At 30.9% G+C, this 19,919-nt stretch carries 15 protein-coding genes; 8 read left to right on the plus strand and 7 right to left on the minus strand.

What is annotated here, in order from left to right:
• Window positions 1–12 precede the first annotated feature (12 nt).
• Window positions 13–657, plus strand: coding sequence for a CRISPR-associated endonuclease Cas6 (locus tag J4863_RS01610; RefSeq protein ID WP_211618755.1), 645 nt, complete (start codon window positions 13–15; stop codon window positions 655–657).
• Window positions 658–668: 11 nt separating this feature from the next.
• Complete coding sequence (locus tag J4863_RS01615) at window positions 669–860, plus strand: hypothetical protein (RefSeq protein WP_211618756.1); 192 nt, start codon at window positions 669–671, stop codon at window positions 858–860.
• Window positions 861–1,050: 190 nt separating this feature from the next.
• On the opposite strand, the gene argF is transcribed toward J4863_RS01615, so the two are convergent.
• The 7 genes from argF to J4863_RS01650 all read right to left on the minus strand — a co-directional run bounded on the left by argF (window position 1,051) and on the right by J4863_RS01650 (window position 9,645).
• Window positions 1,051–2,052, minus strand: a complete 1,002-nt coding sequence (argF, locus tag J4863_RS01620) for an ornithine carbamoyltransferase (protein ID WP_211618757.1) — start codon at window positions 2,050–2,052, stop codon at window positions 1,051–1,053.
• Between the two features lie 101 nt (window positions 2,053–2,153).
• Complete coding sequence (locus J4863_RS01625; protein ID WP_211618758.1) at window positions 2,154–2,696, minus strand: hypothetical protein; 543 nt, start codon at window positions 2,694–2,696, stop codon at window positions 2,154–2,156.
• Window positions 2,697–2,785: 89 nt separating this feature from the next.
• The gene (locus tag J4863_RS01630) at window positions 2,786–3,979 is read right to left on the minus strand and encodes an aspartate aminotransferase family protein (protein ID WP_211618759.1); all 1,194 of its coding nucleotides are present in this window, start codon (window positions 3,977–3,979) and stop codon (window positions 2,786–2,788) included.
• A gap of 128 nt (window positions 3,980–4,107) precedes the next feature.
• Window positions 4,108–4,998 carry an acetylglutamate kinase gene (gene argB / locus J4863_RS01635; RefSeq protein WP_211618760.1) on the minus strand — a complete coding sequence of 297 codons (891 nt, stop codon included), beginning with the start codon at window positions 4,996–4,998 and terminating at the stop codon, window positions 4,108–4,110.
• 142 nt (window positions 4,999–5,140) lie between these two features.
• On the minus strand, window positions 5,141–6,361 hold the full coding sequence (argJ, locus tag J4863_RS01640; RefSeq protein ID WP_211618761.1) for a bifunctional glutamate N-acetyltransferase/amino-acid acetyltransferase ArgJ: 1,221 nt from the start codon (window positions 6,359–6,361) through the stop codon (window positions 5,141–5,143).
• A gap of 116 nt (window positions 6,362–6,477) precedes the next feature.
• On the minus strand, window positions 6,478–7,527 hold the full coding sequence (gene argC, locus J4863_RS01645; RefSeq protein WP_211618762.1) for an N-acetyl-gamma-glutamyl-phosphate reductase: 1,050 nt from the start codon (window positions 7,525–7,527) through the stop codon (window positions 6,478–6,480).
• A 585-nt stretch (window positions 7,528–8,112) separates the two neighbouring features.
• Entirely contained in the window at window positions 8,113–9,645 is a 1,533-nt protein-coding gene (locus J4863_RS01650) for a class I SAM-dependent methyltransferase (RefSeq protein WP_249111542.1), read from the minus strand.
• 264 nt (window positions 9,646–9,909) lie between these two features.
• On the opposite strand from J4863_RS01650, the gene J4863_RS01655 reads away from it, so the two are divergent.
• The 6 genes from J4863_RS01655 to J4863_RS01680 all read left to right on the plus strand — a co-directional run bounded on the left by J4863_RS01655 (window position 9,910) and on the right by J4863_RS01680 (window position 19,816).
• Complete coding sequence (locus J4863_RS01655; RefSeq protein ID WP_211618763.1) at window positions 9,910–10,839, plus strand: LD-carboxypeptidase; 930 nt, start codon at window positions 9,910–9,912, stop codon at window positions 10,837–10,839.
• Window positions 10,840–10,906: 67 nt separating this feature from the next.
• Window positions 10,907–11,869, plus strand: a complete 963-nt coding sequence (locus J4863_RS01660; RefSeq protein ID WP_211618764.1) for a dipeptidase — start codon at window positions 10,907–10,909, stop codon at window positions 11,867–11,869.
• Window positions 11,870–11,881: 12 nt separating this feature from the next.
• Window positions 11,882–12,055 (plus strand): hypothetical protein, encoded by a 174-nt coding sequence (locus tag J4863_RS01665; protein ID WP_211618765.1) that lies wholly within the window; start codon window positions 11,882–11,884, stop codon window positions 12,053–12,055.
• Window positions 12,012–12,737 (plus strand): gamma-glutamyl-gamma-aminobutyrate hydrolase family protein, encoded by a 726-nt coding sequence (locus tag J4863_RS01670; protein WP_211618766.1) that lies wholly within the window; start codon window positions 12,012–12,014, stop codon window positions 12,735–12,737. Before J4863_RS01665 ends, J4863_RS01670 begins: the two co-directional genes overlap by 44 nt.
• A gap of 294 nt (window positions 12,738–13,031) precedes the next feature.
• Window positions 13,032–15,932: an autotransporter domain-containing protein gene (locus J4863_RS01675; protein ID WP_211618767.1), complete on the plus strand. Its 2,901-nt coding sequence runs from the start codon at window positions 13,032–13,034 to the stop codon at window positions 15,930–15,932.
• Between the two features lie 407 nt (window positions 15,933–16,339).
• On the plus strand, window positions 16,340–19,816 hold the full coding sequence (locus J4863_RS01680) for an autotransporter domain-containing protein (RefSeq protein WP_211618768.1): 3,477 nt from the start codon (window positions 16,340–16,342) through the stop codon (window positions 19,814–19,816).
• The last annotated feature ends 103 nt before the right edge of the window (window positions 19,817–19,919 follow it).

Below are 19,919 nucleotides of genomic sequence, written 5' to 3' on the forward strand. Positions count from 1 at the left end.
GGAGTTCTACTAGTGAAATACTCAATATTAAAATTCAAAAGAAACGAAAAACACTCAATGAGAGATCTAGAAAAATTAAGAGGCTTTTTGGCAGATAAATATAAAGAAAATGTATTATTTCATAATCATTTATCAGATGGATATAATTATTCATATCCTAAGTTACAGTATAAATTGATTATGAATACACTTTCTGTGATGGGAATTGGTGAAGAGGTTATTGAAATAAATAAAAAACTTTTTGAGGAAGTTGATTATTTAAATATTGATGGAAATTTTATTTTTGATATTCAGAAAGAGCTGGAAATATGCGATGAAGAGATAAAATATACAGGCGATAAAATGTATGAGTATAGATTTGTGACGCCTTATTTGCCATTAAATGAAAAAAATTATGCAAAATACTTGAAAAGAGAATATACATTGGAACAAGCTATTACGAATAATATATTAGAAGTTTTAAAAGGATTAGGAATTTGGCTTGATAGAGAAGATAAAATTTATGTATCTCAAAATTTAGAAATAAGATCAAGAGATTTAAAAAATGTAAATATGATAGCGTTTATAGGAAGTTTCTCTGTAAATTTGAAATTTCCAGATTATTTCTCAATTGGGAAAAGGAAAAGTATTGGATTTGGAACTTTTATAAAATCATGAAAGGAATATATATGAATAAATTAATTTTGATTTTTTTATTTTTAGGAATTTTAGGATTTTCAAAAGATGAAACTTTAATAAAAGAGAAGAAAATATCTGAGGGGAAAAGAAAATTCTTATCAAAATTTTCTGAGCAAAAAATCTATGAAACAGAAGTTGAAAATCTGATAGATTATAATTATATTTGTATTTTTAATAATTAAATAAAATAAAAAAGAGAGTGTAATTTCTGTGTAAAAAGGTGTATAAAAATCTTATATTTTATGAGAGTGTAAAAATTTTTGTGTAAATAGAACCAAATAGCAAAGTATTGAATTTACTGAATTCATCTATTAATTTACACAAAATTATGGACACTCTCTTTTTACAAATTTGTAGACACTCTTGTATTTTTTATAATGGATATTCTCCTTCTCCCAAAGTTGCCACCATCACAGCCTTTATCGTATGCATACGATTTTCTGCTTCATCAAATACAACAGAATTTTTACTTCTGAAAACTTCGTCAGTAACTTCCATTTCTTTCAAACCATATTCTTTTTCAATATTTTTCGCAACTTTCGTATTTAAATCATGAAACGCTGGTAAACAGTGCATAAATAAGTAATCGTTTGAACAATGCTTTACTAAATCAGCATTTACCTGGTATGGAAGCAATTTGTCGATTCTTTCTTTCCAAATTTCTTTTGGTTCTCCCATCGACACCCAAACATCAGTATAAACGACATCGGCATCTTTCACACCTTCAATTTTATCTTCTGTCAACAAAATTTTTCCACCAGTTTTTTCGGCAATTTTTTTAGCTTTTTCAACTAATTTTTCTTCAGGAAAATATTCTTTTGGACAAACAATTCTAAAATCCATTCCAAATTTGGCAGCACCAATCATTAAAGAATTTGCCATATTATTTTTTCCATCGCCTAAAAATGCGAATTTTATTCCTTTCAATTTACCTTTTTTCTCTGTAATTGTCAAAAAATCCGCCAAAATCTGTGTTGGATGAAACTCAGTTGTAAGTCCATTCCAAACAGGCACTCCCGAATGTTCAGCCAAAGTTTCGACCAATTCTTGACCGTATCCTCGATATTCAATTCCATCATAAAATCTTCCCAAAACTTTTGCAGTATCTTCCATAGATTCTTTATCTCCAATTTGTGATGCAGAAGGCCCAATGTAAGTGACATTTGCCCCTTGGTCATAAGCTCCCACTTCAAACGCACATCTCGTTCTAGTAGAAGTTTTCTCAAAAATCAAAGCGATATTTTTTCCAACCATCGTTTTTTTCTCAGTCCCATTTTTCTTATCTATCTTCAATTTTTTCGCTAAATCCAGTAAATACTGCAATTCCTCCGTCGTAAAATCTAATAATTTTAAAAATGATTTTCCTTTTAACATAATTTCTCCTTAATTTTTATTTTTTATCATATCATAACAAAAGATTCTGTCCCTTGCTATTATTTAATTTTGCCAATTTTTATTTATAACTCTATACTATATTAATTTTTTATTCTATAATATTCTTTCAATATATCTTTCTCAATTTCCTTCAATTTTTGTCTATTCTCAACAACCTTTTTATTCTCACCTATATACCGAATCAATTTTTCATTTTCATCAAAATAGTATCGTTGTTCAGAAAATTTCGATTTTCTTTTATCAAAAACTTCTCCATTTTTTAGCTTATTTTCTTTATACCACTTAGAATCCACATAATATGGCACATTATATTTTTCAGACTTATCAAAAATAAAATAAACTTTTCCATTTTTTACATAATATTCTGTCAAACTATTCCAACTTTCTCCAAAATGTTCAACTACAATTTTTTTAACAATTCTATTTTGCGAAAAATACTTCACAACGCCACCATCTGTACTTTGCTCTGGATCTTCAACTTCCTTAATAACATAATTTTTCACAGCATTAGTACTTGCAAAATCTTTCCTAATCTGAGCAATTTTCCCTTCGATATTCGACGCACCAAAATTCATCAAACTTACCAAAAGAAAAAGTATCGCAATTTTTCTAAAGGTTTTCATAAAAATCTCCCTTTAACTCTAAATTTTTTCATTCTTTCAGTATAATTTTACCTTAATAATTTTTAATTTACAATTATAATTTTCAATTACTAAAAAGAAATTTTTTCAAAAACTTTTTCCAAAATCGAAATAGCTTTGTCAATTTCATCGTTTGTTACATTAAATGGTGGAAAAAATCTCACAACATTATTTCCAGCTCCGACTAGCAACAATCCATTTTCCAACGCTTTTAAAACAACATCTTTTGCCAAAACTTTTTTCTCATCAAATTTTATTCCTAAAAGAAGTCCTTTTCCACGAATTTCTTCGATAAAATCGAATTTTTCCTTTAATTTTTCCAATTTTTCCACAGAATACTGACCTTTTTCCACAACATTTTTTTCAATTAATTTGTTGTCAATTAATTCGTATAAAACAGCATTTGCAACGGCACAAACTAAAGGATTTCCTCCGTAAGTTGAACCATGGTCGCCAGGAGCTAACACATCATTTGCCTTTCCTTTTGTCAGGCAAGCTCCGATTGGAACTCCGCCACCAAGAGATTTTGCAATCGTAATTACATCTGGCACTAAATCAAAATTCTCGTAAGCGAACAATTTTCCAGTTCTTCCCATTCCACATTGAATTTCATCAAAAATCACAAGAGTATTATATTTTTCACTCAATTCTTTTATAGTTTCGATAAATTCAGGCTTAGCACTCTCAAGTCCACTTTCTCCCTGAATTGGCTCCAGGATAATGGCAGCAGTTTTTTCGCTTACTTTCGCTTTTAAATCTTGAACATCATTAAAATTACATTCAGTAACATTTTTCATCAATGGTTCAAACGGTTTTTGATATTTCGGCTGACCAGTGACTGCCAATGCTCCAGTACTTCTTCCGTGAAAAGAATTTTTCATATAGATTATTTCTGTCTTATCGGCAATTTTATTTCCATTTTTATCATAAGATAAATTATTTCCGTATTTTCTAGCAATTTTTAATGCCAGTTCAATTGCTTCAGTACCGCTATTTGTGAAAAAAACGCTTTCCATTTCACTATTATCCGTAAGCTTATCAGCTAAATCTAACTGTGGCTGACTATAATACAAATTAGAAATATGTACTAATTTTTGACTTTGCTCCGTTAAAGCCTCTGTAATTACAGGACTTGCATGCCCTAAACAATTTACTGAAATTCCTGATACAAAGTCTAAATATTCATTGCCTTCATCATCATAGATATATGTTCCCTTCCCTTTTTCAAAAACTTTATTGTAACGGCTATATACATTTAATAACATATTATTACCTCTTTCTTATTTTTCTTAATCTTCTAAATATTCAATAGATTTATAATTTTTAATTTTAGAATAATTGCTTTAAGTAAATGAATTATCTATCATTACAAATTTTTATTTTTAGGATAATTTTAACTTTCAGAATTTTCCTCTTTTTTTATTAAAGTTCCAGCTCCTTCAACTGTAAACAACTCAAGGATTACGGAATGTTCCAATTTCCCATTTAGAATAACAACATTTTCTACGCCATTTTTTATCGCATTTAGGCAAGTTGTAACTTTTGGAAGCATACCTCCACTGATAATTTCCCGTTCTATTAAATCATTTACTCTTTTCACATCAATTTCATCAATAAGAGTTTTTTTATCATTGTAATCAAGCAAAATTCCATCAACATCTGTCAAAAATATCAGTCTGTCAGCCTGTAATTTTCCAGCAATTGCACCTGCCACATAATCTGCATTAATATTGTATGTCTGACCATTTTTGTCAACTCCAATTGAAGAAATCACAGGAATCGTATCATTCGACTCCAATAATTTTATAACTTCCGTATTAATTTCCTTAATCTCTCCGACAAATCCAATATCAACCTTTTCTCCATCAACTTCAACAAACTTTTTCTCAACGAATACCATATTTCCATCTTTTCCGCTAAGGCCAACAGCTTTTCCGCCATATTTATTGATATCTGACACAATTCCTTTATTAACTTTTCCAGAAAGAACCATTTCCACAATTTCCATCGTTTCTTCATCAGTCACACGATTTCCTGCAATAAATTTGCTTTCTTTTCCAATTTTTTGAAGCATCTCATTTATTTCAGGCCCTCCACCATGCACAAGCACAGGATTTATTCCAACATATTTCATAAGAACCACATCTTGAATGAACTGTTCCCGAGCAACAGGATTAACCATCGCACTTCCGCCATATTTAATAACAATCGTTTTATTATGATATTTTTTTATAAATGGCAACGCCTTTACTAAAATTTTCGCTTTATCTAAATTTGAAATCATATTTTCCCTTTCTTTTATTAAAATTTTTCTTATTTTTTTAGTTTTTCAAAAATTTAATTTTATAAATAATTCTTTTAAAAAATTATCTTGAAAAATCTACTAACAAAAAATTCTTAAAATCATAAATTTATTTTAAAAATTATTAAGTATGATACTCCGCATTAATTTTCACATAATCATAACTCAAGTCACATCCCCAAGCAGTCGCTTCAAACTCTCCATCATTTAATTCAATAATTATTTCAACGGTTTCAGCCTTTAAAATTTTCTCAGCTTTTGGAACATCAAAATCCTGTGCCATACCATTTTTCGCAACTTGAACCATATCATTTCCAGCTTTTAGGAAAATATTAACTTTATCAATCATTAAATCAGCTTCTGAATATCCAACCGCACACAGAATTCTTCCCCAGTTTGGGTCGCCACCAAAAACCGCCGCTTTAAAAAGACTTGAAGTGATAACTGATTTTGAAACTTTTTTCGCATCTTCCAATGTTTTTGCTCCATTTGTTGTAACTTGAATCAATTTTGTTGCACCTTCTCCATCTTTCGCAATTAATTTAGCCAATTCTTCATTCACTTTGTATAACGCCTTTTTAAACTCATCATATCCAGCTGAATTTTCATCAACAATTTTTTCATTCCCTGCAAGTCCGTTCGCCAAAACGCAAGCCATATCATTTGTACTCGTATCTCCGTCAACTGAAATCATATTGAAAGTGTTGTCAGCAATTTCAGAAAACATTTTTTGCAACAAAGATTTTTCAATATTTACATCAGTTACAGTAAATGAAAGCATTGTCGCCATATTTGGATGGATCATTCCAGAACCTTTACACATTCCAGCTACTTTCACCTTTTTCCCAGCAATCTCAATTTCCAAGCAAATCTGCTTAACAAAGGTGTCGGTAGTCATAATCGCAGTAGCCGCATCAATTCCGCCATCTTCTGACAAATTTTCCACTACTTGATTAATTCCGTTTTCAATTTTTTCCATATCAAGCTGAACTCCGATAATTCCAGTGGACTGAACTAAAACTTCCTCAGCACTCAATCCTAATTTATTTGCAACGATCTCGGTCATTTTTTTCGCATTCGCAAGTCCAGTATCCCCCGTACAAGAATTTGCATTTCCACTATTTACAATAATCGCTTGTGTATTATTATTTTTTACATGCTCAATATCCAAAATAATTGGTGCAGCCTTTGCCAAATTTTTTGTAAAAACCGCAGCTGAAACCGCTTTTTCCTCACTATAAATCAAAGCCATATCTTTTTTTCCACTTTTTTTCAATTTTGCTGATATTCCAGTTGCTTTAATTCCTTTAACATCAGTAATCGTTCCATTTTCTATTATTTTCATATAACTTTTTGTATGATAAATAATTTTTAATTATTTTATAAAAATTATGAATCACACGCTCCTTTCTTTTTTATCTGTAAAATTCCTATTAATAAAGTCTTATTAACAAAATATTTTTATAAATACATCGACAAAAATTCCAATCCTTCTTTTTCTTCAAATCCAAATAAAATATTCATACTCTGAACCGCCTGTCCACCAGCACCTTTTATCAAATTATCAATGGCCGATACAATAACAATGTTTCCATATTCCTTGTCATATCGAACACCAATCTCACAAATATTACTATTTTTCACATTTTTTATCTCTGGCAAATTTTCAGTAACTCTCACAAAATACTCATTTTTATAAAATTCATTATAAATTTCATAAATTTTTTCTTCTGTCAAACTTTCCTTAAATTCATCCTTCACATCCAAATAAATTGTCGAAAGAATCCCTCTATTTATTGGTAACAAGTGCGGAGTAAATACTAAATTAATATCCCCATTCGATAATTTATCCATCTCTTGCTTTATTTCAGGCGTGTGTCTATGTTTCAAAATGTTATAAGCCTTAAAATTTTCATTAACTTCAGCATAAATTAAATCCAATTTAGCACTTCTTCCAGCTCCCGAAACTCCTGACTTCGAATCAACAATAATTTTTTTCGTATCAACAAGTCCATTTTTTAATAACGGTGCCACGCCTAAAATAGCAGAAGTGGGATAACATCCAGGCGAAGCCACAACCTTCGTATTTTTAATTTCTTCTTTGTGAATTTCAGGAAGCCCGTAAACTGCATTTTTATTGATTTCTGGATAATTATGTTTCACTTTGTACCATTTTTCATAAATCTCTGAATCATCCAATCTAAAATCCGCTCCCAAATCTATAACTTTTACATCTTTTTCCAAAGCCAATTTCGTCATATCTTCCGACATTCCATGAGGTAAAGCTAAAAATAAAACATCAATTTTCTCCAAATTCTCCTTAACTTCTTCAATCGAAATCAATTTTTTCTCAAAATATTTCTTATAATTTTTATAAATATCTCCAATATTTTCCCCCGCAAATGAATGCGATGAAATAAATTCTATTTCAACCTCTTTGTGATTATTTAAAATCCATAATAATTGCTGTCCAGCATAACCTGTTGCTCCTACAATTCCTGCTTTTATCATATTTTTTCCTCCATTTTTCGTTTCATTTTTTAAATTCAATAATTTAAGTAGAACTCACTTAATCAAATATTTTCAAATTTAATAAACTCGTAGCTAAATTTTTTACAAAATTTTACTAAAATTAGTAACAAAAAAGCCCGTAATATTTACAGGCTTCTCATTTTTAAAAAATAATTTTTCTGATAAAAATAAAAAGCCAATAACCCTAAGATTATTGACTTCATTTATCTATTCAAAAGAAATATTAAAAATTAGCAATAATAAAGGATTGCAAAAAATAAATTGTTATTCTTCTGTTGTCCCTTATCCTAGTAACTAATTTCATAATACTTCCTCCTCACATTTCATTTTTATAAATTTTATTTTTTTCACTTTAATTTTTTATGTTATTTTTTCTATGTATTTATAATAACAAATTTTTTATAAAAAATCAATATGTTTCGTATATAAGTTTTAAATACAATGATATATAAAACTTATGTATTTAATAAATTATATAATGAAATATTTTGAATTTATTACAATTTATTATACAATTCAATAAATTGTTGTATAACATTATAATTTATATAGTATCAATTATTCCTATTTTTTTACAAAATAATGTAAATTTTCAAATTTTTTAAGTGCTTCTTCAAGATATTCTTCAGCTGGCACTTCAAAACTTCCTTCATCAGTGTGTCTGTAAATAGGTACATCTTTCAATGCTTTTAAAAGATTCTTTTTAGTAGTTGGTTCTTTCAATGCTTTTATCACGATAACATCGATTGCGTTTAAGCCATTAATAAGTTGGTTTCTGTAATTAGAAGCACCAATAAATGTGTTGCTTTCGTCAACGATTGTATCAAGATATTTAATGAATTTTTCTGGAACGTAAACTTTGTTTTCTTCAAATTTTACTTTTTCAAAGTTAGAGCAGTAGTAAGATACTTTTCCATCAATCATATTTACTAATAAGAATGCTCTGAATTTTTTTAATTTTTCTTCAATTTCTTCATCTGAAAGTCCTTTTTCTTTGTAGAAATCTTTAACAACTGATACTTGGAAAATATTTTTTTCTTCCAATAATTTTTTTGTTAATTCTGAAACTTCTGGAAAATTGTTGATTTCTTGTTCAGAATATTCAGGGATGTAGTAGAATTTATCAAAAATTTCATTGTTAATAGATTCTGTAAAATTCAATTTTTCAGCTTGACTTTTTTTACAAATTAAAGATTTTCTAAATTGAGTATCTAAAATGAAGTCGATACATTGTTCTTTAATAATATGGTTTCCACCCGATAATTGTTCGATTCTATCTTTAGTTTCTTTTTTGTAAATACTTGCGAAAGATAATCTCAAGTTAATGTCAGAAACATGTATTAACCCTTTCTTTTCAAGCATTTCTGCAAATTCAGAAAAATACATTGGATCGTTAATTGCTTCTAAGTATTCGTGTCCGACGTAATAGTTTTGCATTTTTAAAACTTTTTCCATAAGTGCAATAAATTCTTTTTTCTTCTCAGAAATATCTGTATAAAGTTTCATTTGTTCAATCATAATTTCTAAGAAAACTTTTCCTCTTTCAGTTTTAGTTTGTAAACTTTCATCTTTAAAATATTTGTTTACATAAAGCATCATATCTCTAATTTTTTGTCCTTCTTTCCAACCAGGAAGAGTATTGTAAGAAATGTATGCTAATCCATTTTCATTTAGGTTAGTGTTGCAAATTGATATCATTTTATCTTTTACAGCATCTGGAATCCATGAAAAAACTCCGTGAGTAATAATGTAATCAAATTTTCCAAAACTTTCGTCAATTTCCATAATATCTTTTTGATGTAATTCGATATTTTTCAATCCCATTTTTTCAATCATTTTTTTTCCAGTATTTATTTGTTCTTCAGTTAAATCCACTCCAACATAGTAATTGTCAGGATAATACAATGCTTGAGTAATAATGTTTCCACCAAAAGAACATCCTAATTCTAAGATTCTAGAATTTTTTGTAGAACTCGCAGGTTCCAAACCAAAAAGTGTACCACAAGCCTCTAAAGTAAGTGGACTTGAGTAGCTAAAAGGATTAGATTTATAAACCATTTCATCATAAGTATTTTTCTCTAAATTTTCTATTTTCATTTAAATAATAACTCCTTTATTAATTTTTCGACTTATATTATACACTAAAAATTGAAAATAATAAATACTATTTTTAAAAAATTATTAGAAATTTCTTTTTATTTTTGTTGTTGTAAAAAGAAACAAAAAAGACTTAGCATTATATTTTCTTTTTAAAATTTCTAGTACATTAAGTCTTAAAAAAAACATAATAATATGATAAAATTATAAAAATTGCTAAAAAATAAAAAAATTAAGATTATATAGAAAGGAATTTGTGGTAAAATGAAATTTCCTGAAGCGTTGAAAAAAGGGGACAATGTATTTGTGTTTTGTCCGTCGTCACCGATTTTTCCAGAGGATTTGGAGAAGTGTGAGAAGGCGATAAAAGATTTGGGTTTTAATCCTGTTTTTGGAAATAGTTTGAGGGAGAGTTATGGTGGATATATGGCTGGAAGTCCCGAAATTAGGGTGGCTGACTTGCACGAGGCTTTTTCGAGAGAGGATATAAAGGGGATAATTTGTGCGAAAGGAGGATATAGTGCGTCGCTTATGTTGGATAAAATTGATTATGAGTTGATAAGAAATAATCCGAAAGTTTTTGTTGGATATAGTGATGTTACTAATTTGCATGTTGTTTTTAATCAGAAGTGTGATTTGGGTACATATCATGGGCCTATGGTGAAATCAAATATGTTTGAGAATTTTAATGATTATACGAAAAATTCGTTTTTGAAAGCATTGGAAAATGAAAAATGGATTCACAAAAATCCAGATTATATCGAAATTTCTGTTTTGGAAACTGGAAATAATAATTTTGATGAAGTTGAAGGGATTATAACAGGTGGAAATTTAGCGATAATTGCTACAACATTAGGAACTTGGTATGAAATTGATGTAAAAGATAAAATTTTGTTTTTAGAGGATGTGGAAGAGCCAGTTGGTTCGATTCATAGAATGTTGACTCATTTGAAGAATTGTGGAAAACTTAATGAGTGTAAAGCGATAATTTTTGGGAATTTTGCTGATTGTGGAAATAAATATGATGAAAATTATGGTGTGATGGAAATGTTAAAAGATTTTTTCAAAGATTATGACAAGCCAGTAATTTACAATTTTGAAAGTGGTCATGCGAAACCATTTTTGGCAACAGTTCCTTTAGGAGCGACTTGTAAAATTAATGTGAAGACTAAAGAAATTTCATTTGAGAAATAGAGGACTTTAGAGAGTTTTCTTGATTCTTTTTGTGATGAATAAATAAATTAAGAGAGAGGAGAAAAGAATGTTTTTTGATATGCACGCTGATGTGTGGACTGATACACTTTGGCAATATGAAAAAGGGAATAAAGATGTAATTAGAAATAAATATAAAGAAAAATTTGAGGAAGGTGGACTTACTGGTGGAATTTTTGTGATTTATCAAAATGCGATGAAGACACAGACGCCAGAAGAGGATTTTTTTAAAAATTTGAGAATTATGACGGAAGAAGTTCATCGAGCAAGGGACATTATTCATATAATTAAAGAGGCTGATGATTTTGAGAAAGCTAGGGAATTAAATAAGTTTGCGGTTATGCTTGGGATTGAAGGATTACCTGGGATTGGTGATAAATTGGATTATATTTATTTGTTGGAGCAGTTGGGCGTTCGGCATATTGGATTGACTTGGAATGAGACAAATGCTTTTGCAACTGGGCAAAAAGGAGATCCAAATCGTGGATTGACTGACTTAGGGATTGAAGCGGTTAAAATTATTGAGGAATTGGGAATTGTGTTGGATCTTTCACATGCTAATGATAAAACATTTTGGGATGTGGCAAAACATGCGAAAAAACCATTTGTAGCGACACATTCAAATTCAAGAGTTCTTTGTCCTGCGATGAGAAATTTAACTGACGATCAATTAGCTGTTATAAAAGAGCGTGGTGGAATGGTTGGAATGAATAGTTATCACGGTTTTGTGAGTCAAAATCCTGAAGAAAAAAATCTTGAAACATTGTTAAATCACATGGAATATGTTGCGGAACGAATTGGGTTGGATAAGATCGGATTTGGACTTGATTTGGGTGAATATTATACGCCTGAGGGAGAGGATCCAGAAGGACTTTTAGGTGTAAAAGATGTTACTGAAATAAAAAATATTGCAAAAGCCTTGAAAAATAGAGGGTATTCGCAAAAGGAAATTGATATGGTAACATATGGAAATTTTGTTGAGTTTTACAAAAAATTGAGAGCAGATAAATAATAGGAAAATAGAATGATTGAGAATGTAATTGAATTTATTTGCTTGAAGTTTTATTTGAAAGTTTTGAATAATAGAAAAGAGTATATTGTTAAAAAAATAGAAAATAATAATTTTGATTTAATTTACAGAAGGGAAGAAAAAAATGAGAAAACCAGTAATAGGAATAACATCATCTTACGAAAATAATCCAGAAAGACAAAATTCTTACTTAACAAGTGTTTCGATGGATTATAGTAAAGCGGTAATGGAATCGGGAGGAATTCCGTTTGTGTTGCCAGTTCATGAAAATTTGGAAGTTATTAGAGAGCAGATTCAGCATTTGGATGGATTGTTGTTAGCAGGAGGAGGAGATCCAGATCCAGTGCTTTATGGTGAGGATTGTTTGCAGAATGTTGGGAGTATTACGCCTGAGAGAGATGCGTTTGAATTGGCGATTTTAGAGGAGTTTTTGAAGACTGAGAAACCGATTTTAGGTATTTGTCGTGGATTACAGTTGGCGAATGTTTATTACGGTGGAACACTTTACCAAGATATCTCGTACATTGACACAAAAATTCAACATAGACAAACTTGGTTACAGCAATTGCCAACTCATAATATCGATATTTTGGAAAAGGATAATATTTTGTATGAAATTTTTGGAGAAAAAGCAAGAGTAAATTCGTTTCATCATCAAATGATTAAAGATATGGGAAAAGGGTTAACACCGATTGCAAAAGCGTCTGATGGAGTTGTTGAAGCATTTCAAAATAAAAATCATCCATTTTTTTATGGAGTTCAATGGCACCCTGAAATGATGTCTACTCGTGGAAATGAAGATATGAAAAAGATTTTTGATAGATTTATTGGAGCTTGTAATACGAAATAATTTTTAGTAATTAATGGTAAAAAAGATAGAAAAATAGAGAGAATTGAGTTTCAAAATAAAAATAAATAAAATTATAAACAAAACTAAAAAATAGTATTGATTTTTATTTAAAAAAGTAGTAATATTAAGATGAAAAGGTGAGACTAAAATAAAAATATAATATTGTGTGAAAAAATTAAGAAATATTAAATTGAGGATTTTACTGTAACTTTCTTGCTGGACAACAAAAAATTAATATTTGAATTTATAAGCATATTCGATTATATTTTGTATAAAAAAGGAGAGAGAGTTATTATGAACAATAAAAAAGGACTATGTCTAATAGGATTAGCCGCTCTTTTAGTTAGTTGTGGTGGCGGTGGAGGTGGAGGAGGTTCTACAACAAATACCCCTACCCCTACTCCAACAAATCCAACAGTTACAAAAAAAGAAGAACCAACTTATGCAACTTCGATAAACGGAGGAGTAAACGCGGCATTCAATTCAAGTGGAAACATACAATGGAATGGTAGTACAGGATACAACGCTTCAAATCCTCATAACCACACAAATACAGCATATAATGGTAGTGGGGTAAAAGTAGGAATAATCGATACAGGATTTAATAATTCAGCATATTCTGGTGATTTAACAAGTGAATTAGGAACTAGATATGAAAATGTTAATACAACAAATACAACTTTACCAACAGATAACCATGGGGTTATAATCGCAAAATTAGTTGGAGGAACAACTTCAGGAGTAGCAAAAGGTGTTTCGATCGTAGCAGCAGATGCGACAGTAGTAAGTGGTTCTTCATCGTCAATTAATCCAACAGCTGCAATGTACGAAACATTGTACAATAAAGGTGTAAGAATTTACAATCAATCATTCGGAAGTGAAGGATCATTGGCTGGATTTACTACAGACACAACATCTTCAAATTATTTTGGATATGCAGTTGGAACAGATATATTGGACTTTTATAAAAAAGCAGTAAATAATGGTTCATTATTAGTATGGGCTGCTGGAAATAATTCGTCACAAACTTATTCAACATTGCAAGGAACATTGCCACATTGGGAACCTTCATTACAACAAGGTTGGTTGAATGTAGTAGGATTAACTCAAAAGGGAACTGATGCGAATAAGGGAAATATGAACTTGTCATGGAATAATTTACAACCATATTCTCATGCAGGAGCAGCTAAAAACTGGACAGTATCAGCAATTGCTGATTATACAACAACAATAGGTGGTACAAATGTAGTTACTTTTGGAAGTTCGAATGCAACAGCAACAGTATCAGGGACAGCAGCATTAATTAAACAAAAATATCCATTTATGGATGGAAGTTTATTAAGACAAACAATTTTATCTACAGCAACTGATATTGGAGATCCAGGTGTAGATGATGTTTATGGTTGGGGACTTTTAAATATTGATAAAGCGTTGAATGGACCAGCATTGTTTGATAAGAGATTAGCTTTAGGAGATGCAGTTTCAGTTAATATTACTGATGGTGGAACTTATGTATTCTCAAATGATATTTCTGGAGACGCAGGATTGACATTAACAGGAAATGGTACGTTAAAATTAACAGGAAATTCAACATTTACAGGTAATACGTCTGTTGCAAGTGGTTCACACTTATATATAAATGGTGGATATAGATCTTCTTCTGTAGCTGTTGCACAAAATGCCACTTTATCAACACAAAATGCGAATGTATCTGGAAATGTAACAAATTCTGGAACAATTTCGAATACTGGAAATACAACATTGTCTAGCTATGTAGCTACTGATAATTCAAAAATTGAAAGTGATTTAGATTCTAGAATTAATGTAAAAGGAAAAGCTGAATTAGGAAATTCAACAATAGCAATTAAGGCAGAAAAAGATGGAGAAGCACAATACGTAACTGCAAAAGGTAAAAAAGTAAATGTAATTACATCTGATACTGAAGTAACAGGAAATCCAACAGTTACGACAACAGAAGCATTGAAATCTGAAAAAACGCAAGATGGTAATTCAGTTGATGTAAAAGTTAGCAGAAAAAATGTAAACGAGTATGTTAAAGAAATTGATGGAGATCAAATGCAAAAAGATACAGCTGAAGGTCTTGAAGCATCATTGAAAGATTTAGATGAAAAAGTTGAAAATAATAATGATGAAAGTGTAAAAGAATTTAAGAAAGCAGCGGCTAAATTACAAACAATGTCTTCACATTCAGCATTGTCAACTCTAGATAGTTTGTCTGGACAAATTTATGCATCATCACAAGCATTAACATTTGAACAATCTCAAACAATTAATAAAGATTTGACTAATAGATTGGTAATGTTGGGAACATTGGATGATTCAAAAGAAAAATTTGGATTGTGGTTGTCTGGAATTGGTTCAAAAGGTAGATTGAAACAAGATGGATACGCAAAAGGTGATACTCATACATACGGTGGTCAAGTTGGAATTGATAGAAAATTCGGAGATAATTTAATATTAGGAGCAGCTTTGGCTTACTCTAGAGCAGATGTCAAATTTGATAGATATGGTGGAAAATCAGATGCTGACAGTTTTGCAACATCATTGTATGGAAGATTAGGAAATAAAAATAATCCACTATACTTGCAAGGAAGAATTGGAGTAGGATTTGTAGATACTGATGTTGAAAGAGATATTCTTTTGAGTAGTACTGATGTTTCTAGACAAAAAATAAATCACAATGACAGAGTTGTTTCTGGATACTTGGAAACAGGGTATGACTTGAAAAATAAAGAAGGAGACTTTGTTGTAACACCATTTGTTGGATTGAGTCATGATTCAGTTAGAAGAGGAGCTTTCTCAGAAACAAATAGCCAATTTGGATTGACAGCAGATAAGAAAACTTATGATCAAACTTCAGGATTAGTAGGATTGAGAGTAGGAAAAGCAGTAAGATTTAATAATGGAGCTAAAACAACATTACAAGGATATGTAACACACCAAAGAGCATTTAATGATGAAGATTTGAGTTTTGATGCACATTATACAGGATTACCTGGAACAAACTTTACTGTAAAAGGAATTGGATTAGAAAAATCTCAAACTTGGGTAGGAGTAGGAGCATTAACTGAATTTAATCCAAGAATGGCTTGGTATGTAAACTATGATGCTAAATTGAGAAGTAATAAAAATAATAATAATGTATTTACAACAGGTTTAAGATGGAGTTTCTAATTAGTTTTAAGTAATAAATTGTTAGAATTATTTAAAAATGATTATATTTCATATGACAAGGTTTGTAATTAAGATATAGTTTTAAGACGATTCGTGTTAGAATCGTCTTTTTTTTCTTATACATCGCTAGATACTATAAAATAACATTTTTTCACAAAGCATAGATACTTTATTCACAAATCTCTAATACTACATTTTAACATTTAAAATATTTTTCTGTTATCTTTAAAATAAAATTCTTCTTTTTCTAACTTTTGATTATCAAAAGTTCTAATATAAGATAATGAAATTTGTATAAAACTTTTGATAGAATTGACGAGCAAAATATTCTTGCGCGAGGATAAAATAGTATAACTACATTGGAAAGGTATTATGGTCGAGAGATCATAATTAAAAGGAGTGAATTAATGAAAAATAAATTAGTAAAGGCGATGACAGTAATGTCGATGTTTTCAGCAGTACAAGCAAAAGCAGAACAGATATTGAAGCCTTCATCGTTACCAACATCAAGGAGTACCTATTCTTATGGAACTTCATCATATGGAAGTACATCAAGAACTGGTTATAGTTCAGGGTACAGAACAAATTATGGAAATTATTATGTAGGAAATAATTATTACAATCCAATATACAGACCAATTACTGGAACAACGCCTACAAATAATTATACATCTACAAGATATGTTACAAAAACCGAAAATGGTGTAACGACGACTACTATTTATACGACAATTAATGGGAAAACGACGGTTAGAACGATAGTAACTGGAACTCCAACGAGACCAACACAACCGATAGTTACACAACCGAAGCCAATAGAACCAACACGACCAATAGTAACAGAACCGAAACCAACAGAGCCAACGCAACCAATAGTGGTACAACCAAAACCAACGGAACCGACACAACCAATAGTGGTACAACCGAAACCGACGGAACCGACACAACCAATAGTGGTGCAACCGAAACCGACGGAACCAACACAACCAATAGTGGTGCAACCAAAACCACAACCGCCTGTGGTGGAAAATCCGATAGTGGTACCACCAGTTGAAACGCAACCAATTAATGACGGTCCAATAATTATAAAACCAACTAATCCAATCGCAACACCTAATAAACCTGTTGCTCCAAATATTCCTGTAGGTGGAATAAGATGGAATGACAGAACGAGAGGATATGATTCGAATGATCCGAATAATAAGAGAAATGTTGAGAAAGGAATAGATGGTTCAGGAGTTATTGTTGGAGTATTAGATTCAGGATTTAATAATCCATCAATGCAAAGAGATTTACAAAATAAATTTGGGAATCGTTTCACAAATGTTCGTTCTAACAATTATGCACCTAGTGATGCGACACATGGTATTGAGGTATCAGAAATGATTGCAGGAAATACTGCGAATGGAATTGCACCTAATGCGAGAATTGTTGGAACAGATGTTACGATAACTCGTAATGGTAGAAGTGGAATAAAAGCGACTGCTGATCACTACAATTCATTGTATAATCAAGGAGCTAGAATATTTAACCAATCTTTTGGGATTGATAGTCAAGTAACAGAATTTCATAATGATCCAAATCGTAGATATTCTTCAAATTATTACGGACATCAAGTGGATCAAGATGTGTTAAGATTTTGGAAAGATAAAATTAATAAAGAAAATGACGGTTCATTATTTATTTGGGCTGCAGGAAACGAAAGAGGAGATGCTAATTCATCGCTACAAGGTGGATTGCCTTACTTTGAAAAAGATTTAGAAAAAGGATGGATTAATGTTGTAGGACTTGCCGCTAGAAATGGTGGGCAGTTGAGAGATTTTTTTTGGCAAAATAGAGAGCCATATTCGAGAGCTGGAGTTTCTAAAAACTGGACAGTTTCTGCGATGGCAGATTATGTTTTTGATATTAATGGTAGAAGAATGATTTCTTCAGGATCTTCATTTGCAGCACCAGCAGTTACAGGGACAGCAGCGTTAGTTAAACAAAAATATCCTTGGATGGATGGAAACCTAATAAAACAAACAATTTTATCAACTGCAACTGATATTGGAGAAGCAGGAGTAGATGATGTTTACGGTTGGGGATTATTAGATGTGGAAAAGGCTACAAAAGGGCCTGCAGCATTTGATAGTAGATTAACAGCTGACGGTGGAGATGCTAAAATGAATGTAACAGCAGGAACTTATAGTTTTGACAATGATATTACAGGAGATGTAGGACTTGTAAAAAATGGAGCTGGAACATTAGTGTTAAATGGAGCGAGTACATTTAAAGGAAATACAACGTTGAATGAAGGAGCGGTTGTAATAAATGGAAAATCGTATACTTCAAAAGTAAATGTTGGAAGAAACGGAACGTTGGCAACTAATAATACAAGATTGGAAAATGGAATTAGCAATGGTGGAACAGTAGTTAACAATGGAAATACTTTTGTTAATGGAGGATATGTAGCTTCAGCTGATTCGAGATTAATTTCTACTCTTGGTTCAGAAATGAAAGTTTCTGGAGAAGTTGATTTGAATAATTCGACATTAGAATTGTCAGCAGAAAAAAATGGAGAAACTCAATACGTAACTAAAAAAGGAATCCAAACTAATGCGATTACGTCTGGAACAGGAATAAAAGGTAATTTCTCTAATGTTGAAACTAGTGGATTATTGAATGGAAAAGTTGAAAAAGTTGGAGAAAATGAAATAAAAGCGACATTAAGCAGAAAAAATGTTGAAGAATATGTTGCAGAAACTAGTGATCATAAAGATGAGATTTGGAGCAATGTTGCAAGTAATTTAGAAAAATCATTTACTGCTTTAGATGAGAAAATTGATGAAAATGGAGGAGTTGTTAAGGCTACAAATGAACCATTATCAAAACAGGCAGCAGTATTACAAAATACATTGGCGACTTCTACAAAAGCAGCAGCTTTAGATAGTTTATCTGGACAAATTTATGGTTCAGCACAAGCATTGACATTCCAAAATTCTGAAACTGTAAACAAAGATTTGACAAATAGATTAACGATGTTAGGAACATTAAACAATCAAAATGGAGGAGTTTGGTTCAGTGGAATTCATGGAACTGGAAAATTAGCTCAAGATGGATTTGGAGAGGCAAAAACAAAAACTTATGCTGCACAAGTCGGAGTAGATAAGAAAATAGGAGACAATGTAATCGTAGGAGCTGCAATAAATTATTCTAAAGCTCAAGCTGATTTCAACAGACATGGAGGAACTTCAAAAGCTGATGGAATAGGAGCTTCGCTTTATGGAAGAGTCGGAAATAAAAATAATCCTTGGTATGCTCAAGGAAGAATCGGATATGGAATTGTAGACTCTGATGTAGAAAGAGAAATTATTTTATCTGACACAGATAGAAGTGTTGCAAAAATTAATCATAAGGATAAAGTTTTATCTGGATACCTTGAAACAGGGTATGACTTAAAGAAAAATGACTTTACATTGACACCATTTGTTGGAGTAAGTCATGACAGTGTTACACGTGGTGCATTTAGCGAGGAAAATAGCCAATTTGGATTGACTGCTGACAAAAAAACGTTTAGCCAAACAAGTGGATTGGTTGGAGTGAGAGCTTCTCAAGGAATTAAATGGAAAAATGGAGTAAAAACAACGTTACAAGGATATGTGACACACCAAAGAGCCTTTAATGATGAGGACTTGAGCTTTAAAGCAAGTTATTCAGGATTGCCAGGAACAGACTTTACTGTAAAAGGAATTGGATTGGAAAAATCTCAAACTTGGGCAGGAATAGGAGCATTGACTGAATTTAATCCAAGAATGGCTTGGTATGTAAACTACGATGCTAAAATAAATAGTAAGAAAACTAATAATAATGTAATTACAACAGGATTGAGATGGAATTTTTAGTTTTTGATAAAAATAAAGCACCAAAATAATAAGGGATAAGTCTTCCGAATAAGAGGACTTTTCCTATCAAAACATTTTTTAAAAGGGATTTATGTATGAGTAA

The organism is Leptotrichia sp. oral taxon 221 (assembly GCF_018128245.1).
Lineage (GTDB): Bacteria > Fusobacteriota > Fusobacteriia > Fusobacteriales > Leptotrichiaceae > JABCPH02.

Coding starts and splice junctions, on each gene's coding strand:
- J4863_RS01670 (WP_211618766.1), top strand. CDS start 12,012: ATGAGAAAACCAGTAATAGGAATAACATCATCTTACGAAAATAATCCA.
- argC (WP_211618762.1), bottom strand. CDS start 7,527: ATGATAAAAGCAGGAATTGTAGGAGCAACAGGTTATGCTGGACAGCAA.
- J4863_RS01630 (WP_211618759.1), bottom strand. CDS start 3,979: ATGTTATTAAATGTATATAGCCGTTACAATAAAGTTTTTGAAAAAGGG.
- J4863_RS01665 (WP_211618765.1), top strand. CDS start 11,882: ATGATTGAGAATGTAATTGAATTTATTTGCTTGAAGTTTTATTTGAAA.
- J4863_RS01625 (WP_211618758.1), bottom strand. CDS start 2,696: ATGAAAACCTTTAGAAAAATTGCGATACTTTTTCTTTTGGTAAGTTTG.
- J4863_RS01675 (WP_211618767.1), top strand. CDS start 13,032: ATGAACAATAAAAAAGGACTATGTCTAATAGGATTAGCCGCTCTTTTA.
- argF (WP_211618757.1), bottom strand. CDS start 2,052: ATGTTAAAAGGAAAATCATTTTTAAAATTATTAGATTTTACGACGGAG.
- J4863_RS01680 (WP_211618768.1), top strand. CDS start 16,340: ATGAAAAATAAATTAGTAAAGGCGATGACAGTAATGTCGATGTTTTCA.
- J4863_RS01615 (WP_211618756.1), top strand. CDS start 669: ATGAATAAATTAATTTTGATTTTTTTATTTTTAGGAATTTTAGGATTT.
- J4863_RS01660 (WP_211618764.1), top strand. CDS start 10,907: ATGTTTTTTGATATGCACGCTGATGTGTGGACTGATACACTTTGGCAA.
- argJ (WP_211618761.1), bottom strand. CDS start 6,361: ATGAAAATAATAGAAAATGGAACGATTACTGATGTTAAAGGAATTAAA.
- J4863_RS01650 (WP_249111542.1), bottom strand. CDS start 9,645: ATGAAAATAGAAAATTTAGAGAAAAATACTTATGATGAAATGGTTTAT.
- J4863_RS01655 (WP_211618763.1), top strand. CDS start 9,910: ATGAAATTTCCTGAAGCGTTGAAAAAAGGGGACAATGTATTTGTGTTT.
- argB (WP_211618760.1), bottom strand. CDS start 4,998: ATGATTTCAAATTTAGATAAAGCGAAAATTTTAGTAAAGGCGTTGCCA.